Annotated in this window: 9 protein-coding genes and 1 tRNA gene; 3 read left to right on the top strand and 7 right to left on the bottom strand. The window is 60.8% G+C overall.

Features of this window, described 5'->3' with window-relative positions; genetic code table 11:
* Nucleotides 1–14: 14 nt before the first annotated feature.
* Both AB2B41_RS18110 and AB2B41_RS18115 read left to right on the top strand, forming a co-directional pair.
* Entirely contained in the window at nucleotides 15–962 is a 948-nt protein-coding gene (locus AB2B41_RS18110; RefSeq protein ID WP_367879229.1) for an NAD(P)H-binding protein, read from the top strand.
* 228 nt (nucleotides 963–1,190) lie between these two features.
* The gene (locus tag AB2B41_RS18115) at nucleotides 1,191–2,027 is read left to right on the top strand and encodes an alkaline phosphatase family protein (protein WP_367879230.1); all 837 of its coding nucleotides are present in this window, start codon (nucleotides 1,191–1,193) and stop codon (nucleotides 2,025–2,027) included.
* 19 nt (nucleotides 2,028–2,046) lie between these two features.
* Here AB2B41_RS18115 and AB2B41_RS18120 read toward each other — a convergent pair whose 3' ends face one another.
* The 5 genes from AB2B41_RS18120 to AB2B41_RS18140 all read right to left on the bottom strand — a co-directional run bounded on the left by AB2B41_RS18120 (nucleotide 2,047) and on the right by AB2B41_RS18140 (nucleotide 7,813).
* On the bottom strand, nucleotides 2,047–2,985 hold the full coding sequence (locus tag AB2B41_RS18120; RefSeq protein WP_367879231.1) for an alpha/beta hydrolase: 939 nt from the start codon (nucleotides 2,983–2,985) through the stop codon (nucleotides 2,047–2,049).
* Nucleotides 2,982–4,862, bottom strand: coding sequence for an acyl-CoA synthetase (locus tag AB2B41_RS18125; protein ID WP_367879232.1), 1,881 nt, complete (start codon nucleotides 4,860–4,862; stop codon nucleotides 2,982–2,984). Before AB2B41_RS18125 ends, AB2B41_RS18120 begins: the two co-directional genes overlap by 4 nt.
* A 210-nt stretch (nucleotides 4,863–5,072) precedes the next feature.
* On the bottom strand, nucleotides 5,073–5,504 hold the full coding sequence (gene lysM / locus AB2B41_RS18130; RefSeq protein ID WP_367879233.1) for a peptidoglycan-binding protein LysM: 432 nt from the start codon (nucleotides 5,502–5,504) through the stop codon (nucleotides 5,073–5,075).
* Nucleotides 5,505–5,572: 68 nt separating this feature from the next.
* The gene (locus AB2B41_RS18135; protein ID WP_367879234.1) at nucleotides 5,573–7,375 is read right to left on the bottom strand and encodes an ABC transporter transmembrane domain-containing protein; all 1,803 of its coding nucleotides are present in this window, start codon (nucleotides 7,373–7,375) and stop codon (nucleotides 5,573–5,575) included.
* A 363-nt stretch (nucleotides 7,376–7,738) separates the two neighbouring features.
* Nucleotides 7,739–7,813: transfer RNA gene (locus AB2B41_RS18140), tRNA-Gly, on the bottom strand.
* A 192-nt stretch (nucleotides 7,814–8,005) separates the two neighbouring features.
* Between AB2B41_RS18140 and AB2B41_RS18145 the strand changes: the two genes are divergently transcribed.
* Nucleotides 8,006–8,887, top strand: a complete 882-nt coding sequence (locus tag AB2B41_RS18145) for a lysophospholipid acyltransferase family protein (protein ID WP_367879235.1) — start codon at nucleotides 8,006–8,008, stop codon at nucleotides 8,885–8,887.
* Nucleotides 8,888–9,310: 423 nt separating this feature from the next.
* Here the strand turns inward: AB2B41_RS18145 and AB2B41_RS18150 are convergent, their stop codons facing one another.
* Both AB2B41_RS18150 and AB2B41_RS18155 read right to left on the bottom strand, forming a co-directional pair.
* The gene (locus tag AB2B41_RS18150) at nucleotides 9,311–10,630 is read right to left on the bottom strand and encodes an adenylate/guanylate cyclase domain-containing protein (RefSeq protein WP_367879236.1); all 1,320 of its coding nucleotides are present in this window, start codon (nucleotides 10,628–10,630) and stop codon (nucleotides 9,311–9,313) included.
* A 314-nt stretch (nucleotides 10,631–10,944) separates the two neighbouring features.
* The coding region (locus tag AB2B41_RS18155; protein WP_367879237.1) for a cytochrome P450 at nucleotides 10,945–11,499 on the bottom strand (555 nt) is incomplete at its 5' end.

The following is an 11,499-nucleotide window of genomic DNA, read 5'->3' on the forward strand; positions in this document are numbered from 1 at the left end:
TAGGCTGATCGCCCATGACCCAGACCATCGCCCTCTGCGGCGCCACCGGCACCGCCGGTCGCGCCACCGCAATCGCCCTGCGCGACGCGGGCCATGCCGTCAGGGCCCTCGGCCGCACGCCCGCCCGCATCGACGGCATCTCGGACCTCACCGCCGACGTCACCGACCCTGACAGTCTCACCGCCACGCTCACACAACTCAAACCGCAGACCGTCGTCTCCTGCCTCGCCTCCCGCACCGGCGTCCCCGTCGACGCCTGGGCCATCGACCACGGGGCAAACCTGAACCTGCTGACCGCCGCCCAGGCGACCGGAGCCGCGCATTTCATCCTCCTCTCCGCCATCTGCGTCCAGAAACCCCGCCTCGCCTTCCAGCACGCCAAACTGGCCTTTGAAAACGCCCTCAAGACCTCCGGCCTGACCTATTCCATCGTCCGCCCCACCGCCTTCTTCAAATCCCTCTCCGGCCAGATGGACCGCCTCAGACAAGGCAAACCCTACCTCATGTTCGGCGACGGCAGGCTGACCGCTTGCAAACCGATCTCCGACGCCGACCTCGGTCGTTTCATCGCTGCCTGCCTCACCGACCCGGCCAAGCAGAACTCAATCCTTCCCATCGGCGGCCCCGGCCCCGCGCTGACCCCGCGCGACATGGGCGCCGCCCTCTTCGACGCGCTGAAGCTGCCACCGAGATACCGCTCTGTCTCTCCCCGCGTGATCACCACAATCGCCGCCACCCTCGCCCTCGGCGGCCGCGTCAGCCCCAAACTCGCCACCAAGGCCGAACTCGCCCGCATCGGCCATTACTACGCCACCGAATCCATGCTGCTCTGGAACCCCGCCACGGCCCGCTACGACGCCGATGCGACACCTGAATTCGGCACCGACACCCTGCCCGACTTCTACCGCGCACTTGCCGCCGGAGAGGTGCGGCTCTCGCGCGGCGACCACGCGGTCTTCTGATCTTCACCTTTTCTTAGGAAACTCCACCGCACGCCCCCTTAACCCGGCAGATCGGTGCCAACCGGTGTACGCGCTGTGTACGCAGGGTGCACGTCCGGTGCCCCCCACATTCCCCAACAGACAAGGCCGTTAACCCCCGATTCGTGCTCCCGCCCCGAAATCCCCTGTTCACCGTTGCGCGCGCGCGCCCCCTGCGCCACAAATGCCCGAACCAAACCGGAGCCCCCCATGGACAATAAACTGCTGCTCATCATCCTCGACGGCGTCCCCTACCGCAATTTCCGCCGCCTCTTCGGCAACCTCGAAGGCTGGGTGGCATCGGGCGAGGCGCGTGTCTGGAAACACCGCGCCGTGCTGCCCTCCATCTCCGCCTCCTGCTATGCCTCGATCCATACGGGCGTCGCCCCGGCCGAGCATGGCAGCACCGGGAACGGCAATGTGTTCCGCCTCAAGCACAAGGACGTTTTCAGCCAGGTGCGCGCGGGCGGCGGCGTCACGGGGGCGGTCGCGCACAGCTTCTGGTCGGAGTTCTTCAACCGCCATCCCTTTGATTACGTTCGGGATATCGAATACGACGAGCCCGACAGCAAGACCATCAACCACGGTCGTTTCCACACGATGACGGGTTACGGCGCGGCCAACCAGATGACGCCCTCCGACGTCGATCTCTTCGCAACGCTCACCAATCTCTGCCTGCGCTTCGGGCTGAACTACGGCATGCTCCACACCTGCACACTCGACAGCATGGGCCACCGTTTCTACCACGACTGCCACGAGATGGACCACGCCTGCGCGGTCATGGACGAGATGCTCGCCCCCTTCATCCCCAAGTGGCGCGCGGCAGGCTACGAGGTGATCGTCACCGCCGACCACGGCCAGGACGACCGCGGCCACCACGGCGGACGCGGCGAGCTGCAGCAAGACACGGCGCTTTACTACTTCGGCCCGGCGGAAGGCCCGCGCCCGGATTCGGTGATCGACCAGCTGCAACTGGCCCCGACGATCCTGCACCGCCTCGGCGCGCCTGTCGCTAACACCATGAAAGAAATGAGTTTCCTATCGTAAGGTGGGTTTCAAACCCACCTTACCCATAAGGCCACGCGCCCTTGCCCAGAGCCGCGACCCCCTCGACCACCCGGTCAAAGAACGCCGCCCCGCGCTTGCTCACATGCCGCGCGCGCAGGCAGGCGTGCACCAGTCCGGGTTCGTTGAACCAGACCGCCCTGCCCCCCGCCGCGCGGACCGCGTCGCGGTAGCTTTCGCCGTCGCTCGCCAGCGGGTCGCACTCGGCGGTGACAACCACCGTCGGCGGCAAGCCCCTGAAATCACTGTCTTTCAGAGGCGCATAGCGCGGGTCGTCCTCGGGCGGTTCGGCCCCACCCGTGCGCACTGTCCGGTAGAAATTCAAATCCGCCATCGTCAGATGCGGCGCGTTCGCATGCTCCACGTAAGACCCTTTCGTGGTATCCCCGCCCAGCCCCGGATAGATCAGCACCTGCCCCACGATCCGCCCGTCCACGCGCCCCCGCGCATGATGCGCCACGGCGGCGGAAAGGTTGCCCCCCGCGCTGTCGCCCGCGAGTATCAGATCGCCCTCCCGCTCCGCTGCCACGGCCGCGAAAGCCGCCCATGCGTCGTTGAAGCAACCGGGGAAGACCACCTCCGGCGCCAGCCCGTAATCCACTGAAATCACGTCATAACCCGTGCGCGCCGCAATCTCGGCGCAGACGTCGTCATGGCTGTCGAGCCCGCCCACGACGAAGCCGCCGCCGTGGTAATAGACGACAGTGACGTCCGGCCCTTCGACTGCGTAAACCCGACAGGGCACCCCGCCGAAGGCACGATCGGAAACAGCCACGCCCGGGGGGCGTGGCTGCTGAAAGACCTTGCACATGGCGTCGTAGTGCTTGCGCTGATCCGCGATGGACATCTCCACCGCGTCAGGCGGATAGCTGGCGTCCAGCTTCTCGATATAGGCCCAGACCTCGGCGTCGATCAGACGCCGATAGTCCGGCCCGCTCACGCCGCCTTTTCCCAACCCTGGGTAAAGCTGCCCAGCACGCCCTCGACATCCGCGTCCGACGCGCCGTTCATCTTGACCTGTGCCACCAGACCGCGCTTCTTGTCGTCGATCACATTGGCGACACGCGCAGAAACACCAGCCTTTTCAAGCGCTTCGTCGTAAATACGGGTGATCGCATCCTTGCGCAGATCGGGCTTGAAAATCTTGCCCACCGCGGTCTTTGGCAGCTCGCCCATGATCTTGATGTGCTTGGGCTGGGCCGCGCGTTCGGTGACATGGGTCTTGCAGAACTCGATCAGCTCTTCCTCGGTCACCTTGGCCCCTTCGACCAGTTCGACAAAGGCGCAAGGAAGCTCGCCCGCATGGGCATCGGGCTGGCCAATGGCCCCGGCAAATGCCACCGCCTCGTGCTTGAGCAGCGCTTCCTCGATCTCGGCGGGGTCGATGTTGTGACCGCCGCGGATGATCAGGTCCTTCGAGCGGCCCGTGATCCAGAGGTAGCCGTCCTTGTCCACGCGGCCAAGGTCGCCGGTACGCAGGTATTTATCCTTGTAATACAGCCCCTTGTTCTTGTCCGCTTCGGTGTAGGTATTGCCCACGTAGACGCCGGGGTTCGACACGCAGATCTCGCCGATCTCGTCTACACCGGCCTCGACCTCGCCGTCGGACGTGCCCTTGATGATCTTGATGTCGGTGTAGGGGAACGGGATGCCGATGGAGCCGACCTTCTTTTCACCGTCCACCGGGTTGCCGGAGACCAGGCACGTGGCCTCGGTCATGCCGTAGCCCTCGACGATGGTCATGCCGGTCTTTTCCTCGAACCGCTTGAAGAGTTCGAGCGGCAGGGGTGCGGAGCCGGAGAAGGCAGTTTTCACGCTGGAAATGTCCGCGTTCACAGGCACTTGCATGGTTGCGGCCAGGGCCGTCGGCACGGAGACGACAAAGGTCACCTTGTAGCGTTCGACCAGTTTCCAGAGGTTGTCGAACACGCCCTCGCCCCGGTAGCCCTGCGGCGTCGGGAAGACCACATGCGCGCCCGAGGCGACGGCACCCATCAGCATGACCTGACAGGCCATCACGTGGAACAGCGGCAGCGGGCAAAGCATCACGTCGTCGGGGCTGAGGAGCACCGTGGCACCAACCCAGCCGTTGTAGATGGAGCCGGAATAGAGGTGCTGCGCGACCTTGGGCATGCCCGTGGTGCCACCGGTGTGGAAATAGAAGCCGACGCGGTCTTCCTGCACATCCTCGAAGCTGAGGGTCGTGGGCTGCTTGTTGAGTTCGGTGTTGAAATTCAGGTACTTGGCGTCATTAGTCACGGTCATCTTGGGGCGCACCAGCGGCACGATCCAGGACTTCGGCGGTGTGAGATACCGGTTGAGATCGACCTCGAGCACCGTCTTGACGTTCGGGGCCAGCTTGACCGCCTTTGCGGTCTTTTCGGCCACGTCCGTCTTGGGGAAGGGTTTCAGCGTCACGACGACCTTGGCGCCCGTCTCGCGCAGGATGGAGCCGATCTGCTCGGGTTCCAGCAGCGGGTTCACCGGGTTCGCGATGCCCGCGACGGCACCGCCAAGAAGGGTCAGGATGGTTTCATTACAGTTGGGCAGCACGTAGGCCACCACGTCCTTGGGACCGATGCCAAGGCTGCGGAACATGTTCGCCGCCTGAGCCACCTTCCCGTGGAGCTGTTTCCAGGTAAAGGTCTCCTTTTTGTCGGCCGGCCCCGACAAAAGCTGGAAGCTGACCGCGTTGTGATTGGGAAACTTCGTCGCTGTCTGCGTGAGCTGCGCGAAAAGCGTCTTGGGAACGTCACGCTTTTCCCATGGCATTTCTGCCTCGATCGCATTGCGGTCTTTCATGCCGGCGTATGGCATTTCACATCCTCCCCTGAAGTCCATTTTGCGGACTTTGTTTTTGGTGCACGCAAGATGCGAAGAAACTTCAGGTTGCGCAAGGTTTCCCATACGGAAAACAGGGCATTCTGAGGGGTCACGGCAAAGAAAATGGCGTTTGCGCGGTTTGCGCAAACGCCTGTGACACGATGCTGTAAGCCAATGCTGACAGTATTGCCCTTTCCGTGCCCATCAGGCCGGGGGAATGCGCAGCACCTGTCCGGGATAGATCTTGTCCGGGTGGGTCAGCATCGGACGGTTCGCCTCGAATATCTCATTGTAGCGGGCCCCTTTGCCCAGCGTCTTTTCCGAGATCGCCCAGAGGGTGTCGCCCTTTTCTACCGTGTGGAATGTGGGCTCGCCCTCGCCGCCTTCGATGTTGTCCTCGACAGAGGCCACGCCCTCGACGTTGCCGACGGCAAGGATCACCTTTTCCTTCATCTCCTGGCTGGCGGCCTTGCCGCTGACCTTGACCTGATCACCCTCGACCTTGATGTCGAGCCCTTCGGTCTCGAGCCCCAGTTCTTTCAGTTCGTCCTGAAGGGCGGCACCCGATACCTCGGCGTCGTCATCCCCGCCAAAGACCTTCTTGCCGGCCCCTTTGACAAAACTCCACAATCCCATGTCGGTAACCCCCTGTTTCTATGGATCGCGGACAGTATGCGCGAGAGGGCGCACAAATCTAGGGGGAATTACTCGGCGGCGATACCATCGGTAAATTGTAGCCGGGCGAGGCGCGCGTAGAGCCCCCCCTTGGCGACTAGTTCGTCGTGCGTGCCGCTGGCCACGACGCGCCCGGCTTCCAGCACGATGATGCGGTCGGCCTTTTTCACCGTGGCAAGACGGTGCGCGACGATCAGGGTCGTCCGGTCGGCACTAAGGGTATCGACGGCCTGCTGCACCGCACGTTCGCTTTCGGCGTCGAGCGCGCTTGTGGCCTCGTCCAGCAACAGCACCGGCGCATCGCGCAGGATGGCGCGGGCGATAGCTATACGTTGTTTCTGACCACCCGAGAGCATGACGCCCCGCTCGCCAAGATAGCTGTCATAGCCTTCGGGCAGCGCGGTGATGAACTCATGCGCGGCAGCGGCCTTGGCGGCGGCCTGCACTTCTTCGAAGGTGGCGTCCGGGCGACCGAAGCGGATGTTCTCGGTTGCGGAGGCCGCGAAGATGATCGGGTCCTGCGGGACAAGGGCGATGGCGCGGCGGAAATCCGAACGGCTGAGGTCGCGCAGGTCCATGCCGTCAAGCGTGATGCGGCCCTGCGAGGGGTCGTAAAAGCGCAGGATCAACTGGATGATCGTCGTCTTGCCCGCACCGGACGGGCCGACGAAGGCCACCGTCTCACCCGGGTTGATCTCGATATCCACGCCGTCGAGCGCAGGTGTTTCGGGTCGCGCGGGGTAGGAGAAATGCACGTCCTCGAAGGTGATCCGCCCCTGCACCGGCGCCTTAAGTGGCAGCCCGTCGTCGGGGTCGCGCACGCTGTCCTCGGTCTCAAGCAGCTCGACCAGCCGTTCGGTCGCACCGGCGGCGCGCTGCAACTCGCCCCATATCTCGGAAAGCGCCGCGACGGCACCCGCCACCATCACCGCATAGATGACGAACTGCACCAGTGCGCCGGGGCTCATGTCGCCCGCGCGCACGTCCCGCGCACCGATCCAGAGCACACCGACGATGCCCGAGAAGGTCAGGAAAATCACGATCGTCGTCATCAGCGCCCGGATGCGGATGCGCCGCTTGGCCGCGTCGAAGGAAGCCTCGGTGATCTCCGAGAACTGGCTGCGGCTGGCGGCCTCGTGGGTAAAGGCCTGCACCGTCTGAACGGCACTCAGGCTTTCGGAGGCATTGCCCGAGGATGCCGCGATCCAGTCCTGGGTTTCGCGACTGATCACGCGCATGCGGCGGCCCAGCGTCAGGATCGGGACAAGCACCGCGGGCACAATCAGCAGCACCAGCCCCGATAGCTTGGCCGAGGTCAGCAGCATCAACACCAGCCCGCCCAGAAAGATCAGAGCGTTGCGCAGGGCGATGGAGACAGACGAGCCGATCACCGACTGGATGAGCGTGGTATCGGTGGTGATCCGGCTGAGAACCTCGCCGGTCATGATCTTTTCGTAGAACGCAGGGCTCATCTCGATGACACGGTTGAAGACCGCCTTGCGGATATCGGCCACCACCCGTTCGCCCAGCCTAGTCACCAACATGAAGCGCAGCGCGGTGCCCAGCGCCAGAAGCCCTGCGATGAAGAGCGCTGCCAGGAAATACTGGTCGAGAAGCCGGGTGTCTTCTGTATTGAAATTGTCCACGACCCGGCGCACCGCGAGCGGCAGGGTCAGCGACACCATGGCCGTCAGAACAAGCGCCAGCAGCGCCGCCGTCATCAGCAGTTTGTAGGGCAGCATGAAGGGTGCCAAAGCACGAAGCGCGCCGATCTTGCGGGACTTCTTGCGCTCATCCGGTGCTCTGTGCGCGGGTGCGGGGGCGCGGGCCATCTGTTCTCCTCGGTCTTCGTCAGGAGGTCATGGCGCGCCTTTCCACCGGGGTCAAGCGCCGCGCTTGTCGCAAGGCGCCCGAACGCGGCGGCAATCGGACCCTTCCCTGTGCTTTTGATGGGAAACGCCGGCACGCCGCCCTGATGGAACAGGTCTGGAAAACAAGTGAGTGATACGCCCTAAGCGAGGGGTCTGTTGTCCTGTCGCAGTGCACGGAGGGGGCTTTTGGAGCGGGCGGCGGGAATCGAACCCGCTTCATCAGCTTGGAAGACAGAGGTGAAAAATTCACTATATTGAATAAATTCAAAATATTAGGAAAAAGTAATGCCCTTCTTTGTCGGCGATCTGTCGGAAATGATTTTTTGGAGCGGGCGGCGGGAATCGAACCCGCTTCATCAGCTTGGAAGGCTGAGGTAATAGCCAGTATACGACGCCCGCTCAGCAGTGTGCTTCTAAGTCATGCTCTTTTCGCCGTCAAGCGGACAAGCATTTGGTTCTGAAGCGCAAGCAAGGAATCCGCTCTCTTCCGCATTTGAGACATGGGATGCTTCCGCAGCGAATGGCTGGACTTGGTAAAAGCAGTCGCAGCGTCCAGGAAGCGGACGTTGCCGCGTCCGGGACTAGGCGTCAGTGGCCGCTGTCGACCGCTTTGCGGTCATCCGACAAAAAGCCTCAGATGACCCAAACGAGCCCAAAGCTGCTACTGGTTTGCATTTCGCAATGAGTTGGCGCAGTGTTGGCCGTTCGCTGGAGCGAGATCAGATGAGCCACCATGCGATAGAATTCTGGGAGTATTGGCGGGGCGGACGCGCATCGCTGCGTTTTCTGGGTGGCGCACCGTTCGTACTTGCTCAGATCGCTCAAACGGAGCGGGGTTCTATTCAGGCACGCAATCTCTTGGAACGTCATTTCTCTAGGTTTCTCGATACCTGTCGCGTCAGTGTGTCGATAGAGGGCGAGGTTCCGGAAATGGGCAGGGGGTGCGTCGTGTGCCACAATGAGACGTCCTTTGCGGATGTTGCGGCCTATTTCGTTGGGATCTGGCCGCATATAGACTGCCTCGCGGGAGCCGACCTCTACAGGTATTTTCCCTTCGCCCGAGCGGCATGCCGCAGGGTCGATATCGAACTAATCGCGAGGGGCAATAGGAAAGCCACAGATCCGCTGGTAGAGCGCATGGTCTCCATCGTGAAACAGGGCGGCAGAGTGGGATGGGGCGCAGAAGGCAAACTCTCCGGAATAGACGGCATCGGTCCTTTCAAGGTCGGCGGCAGCCTCATCGCGATAAGGGCGCAGGTACCTGTTGTCCCCGTGATCATCCACGGTGGCCACCATGCCATGCCGCTCGGCACGTTTCGGGCGCATTCGGGCGAAATCCGGATACGCTTCTGCGAACCCGTGTCGACTAAGGGCTACGCGGAGGCTGATGCGCGTGCGTTTGCTGACAGGTTGCAGGCTGACTTTGTGCGAAATTACAACGAGCTGTCGGCTCGGCGCAAAGACGTATCGTAACGACGTCGCAGGCGGTATCTTCAGATGCGGGCAAACTCGGAGCGTCTTGGGAAGTTTTCGCCGGTCTTATTAATAAACGCCCTCGTCCCACTGCGTCCCTCTCAAGTCGGATCAGTTCGCACCGAACCACCTTGAAATTTGCCTCGCTGCAGCCTGTCGTCGCCACTTGCGCCAACTTCAGGTCAGTCCCGTCGAGTAGACGTAAACGCTGCTCACACCATGGACTGCTGCCTTTTGATGTGGTCGTGAGGCACCAAAGCGGACGTCGCCGCGCGGTTCCGTCGTCTCGAATGGCTCCTTAACTCGGCTTTGCGCACATCTGACCGTAACACTCAGATGATGCAGACGAGCCCAAGGTCGTCATTGTAATTGCCCTATCTTAAGCAACGGCCTGCTATGTCTTATGCGCGCGGATTATCTCAGCTAATGTACTCGCAAGAGCTCCGTCTGTTCGGAATGCCCTTTGAGTTTATGCGTTCCACAGTCTTCGACTGCAAAACCTTGGTCTGCGGTAAGATCCGCGAGTAGACGAGTAATTAGAACTTCTCCAGCGTGAGCCTGATCGACAACTCGGGCTGCGGTATGAATGACCATGCCGGTCACATCGTCGCCTCGAACCCTGACTTCGCCTGCGTGCAGCCCCGCGCGAATGGGGATTCCGACTTCTCCCAACATAACCACCAGACTGGCGGCACATCGGATTGCGCGCGAGGGCTTGTCAAAGAGCGCAAGGCTTCCGTCGCCGGTGCTTTTGACCACACGGCCTTTAAACTCGGCTACCGCTTCCGATGTTATTGCATCATGTCTGTCTAGCGTCTTGCGCCAAAGCCGGTCGCCCATCTGTGACAACATTTCCGTGGAGCCAACAATATCAGTAAAAAGTGCAGTGGACAGGCGTTTGTCTGGGACACTCTCAGCTGTTTTGCTTATCTCTGCAAACTGTGTGACCGCCCGTACGACATCTTGGGTCTCGCCCAGGAAAATCACATGATTTCGACCAGGCAACTCAAGATAGGTTGCGTTGGGGATATGATCTGCGAGGTAACGACCGTTGCGGTAGTTGACCGCCCGGTCTTTCCTGCGTTGCAATATTAGAGTTGGAACATCGATAAGCGGCAAGACCGATCGAATATCCATTTTCGTTGTCATTTCGTAGGTTTGCCGAATTATGTTTGGGGAGCATACCTGACGTTGGAATCTGATGAACGCCCTTTCAGCCTCGACATCACCAAGAATGTCTGGTGCAAATATCGCAACGGATTCACGCGTTCCCCATGTCTTCGGAAATTCCTCAACCAAGTTCTCCTTGGTAGGCATGTATGGATAGTCTTCTCCCGCGCAAAATTTGGCCATCGACCCATGAAGCACGAGGTTGTCCACCTTTTCCGGATAAGTTGCTGCGAACAAAATACACATCGGGCCACCTTCAGATGTTCCCAACAGTGTGGCGCTTTGGGACCCAGCTGCATCCATAACCGCGCCCACATCTTCCATGCGCTCTTCAAAGGTTGGCGCACCTTGGATTGGGTCCGAAACGCCTTGCCCTCGCTTATCAAAAATAATGACGCGGAAACACTCAGCCAAACTCTCAAAAAACCTGGCTTGATTGGGGTCTTCCCAAGCCATTTCGATGTTAGAGATCGTCCCGGGCACATAGACTAGATCTTTCTCACCCCGACCAAATACCTGAAAGGCGATATCAATACCGTCGCAATCCGCATATTGGGTTCTCGGGATGTCCAACACAGTGAACTCACTTCCGCTCAAGTTCACTAGATGCATAGCAGGTATTGCTTCACCAGCCTACAGCCTACTCCGGGTATGCTCTTGAGCGGTAGCTGCAGAAAGCACTTGTTGGGGAAAGCACTGGAGATTGGCGCTTTGCCAATTCCATTAGCTTCCCCAGGGCACGCCTCAGGGTGCCGGATTGTCCCGCTGAGCCGACCAGAATGCCGAGCGTGTTTAGCGGCAGGAGCGAGCCCTCAGTGGACCTCAATTTTGAGTGCGGCCGATAGCTGGAGCCAGCTCTTACAGGACCTGCAACTGAACAGGTAAGTTCATGAAATCCGCACGATCATCGGGGTTGACTTGCGGAGGCCGAGTGCACCGATCATCTCCGGGGCCGTGACCATTTCGATATCGGGGGCCCCGTCGAGCAGAGCAGCCAGTCCTTCTTCCATCTCCAATCGAGCAAGCATTTCACCAAGACACCGATGTGCGCCTGCGCCGAATACCAGATGAGGAAGAGGACGATCCTTACGGTGAAGATCGAAAGTCTCCGGATCGCTAATCTTTGTCTCGTCGCGCATTGCAGACAGGGCCGAGAGCCCAACTAGCTGACCACCTGGTATGCTTATTCCTCCAATCTCAATGGGCTCCAAACAGTAGCGGGGCATGCCGCCAACGGGTGGCTCAAGGCGAAGGGATTCCTCTATTGCCGCTGGAATGAGCGAGCGATCCGCCTGAACTTCATTCCAAAGCGAACGGTCTGCCAGCAGCCTTGCAACAATCATATTGAAACCCGACCGCGTCGTGTCACTGCCGCCGAGTATGAGGCCCATGATCTGATAGATCAGTTCCTCAGTTTCCAAACTACGATCACTTTCGTCCGC

Source organism: Sulfitobacter sediminis (assembly GCF_040811725.1).
GTDB lineage: Bacteria > Pseudomonadota > Alphaproteobacteria > Rhodobacterales > Rhodobacteraceae > Sulfitobacter > Sulfitobacter sediminis.

What these genes read in the sequence shown, in the direction of transcription:
- AB2B41_RS18110 (WP_367879229.1), top strand. Translation starts at nt 15, where the DNA reads ATGACCCAGACCATCGCCCTCTGCGGCGCCACCGGCACCGCCGGTCGC.
- AB2B41_RS18115 (WP_367879230.1), top strand. Translation starts at nt 1,191, where the DNA reads ATGGACAATAAACTGCTGCTCATCATCCTCGACGGCGTCCCCTACCGC.
- AB2B41_RS18125 (WP_367879232.1), bottom strand. Translation starts at nt 4,862, where the DNA reads ATGCCATACGCCGGCATGAAAGACCGCAATGCGATCGAGGCAGAAATG.
- lysM (WP_367879233.1), bottom strand. Translation starts at nt 5,504, where the DNA reads ATGGGATTGTGGAGTTTTGTCAAAGGGGCCGGCAAGAAGGTCTTTGGC.
- AB2B41_RS18135 (WP_367879234.1), bottom strand. Translation starts at nt 7,375, where the DNA reads ATGGCCCGCGCCCCCGCACCCGCGCACAGAGCACCGGATGAGCGCAAG.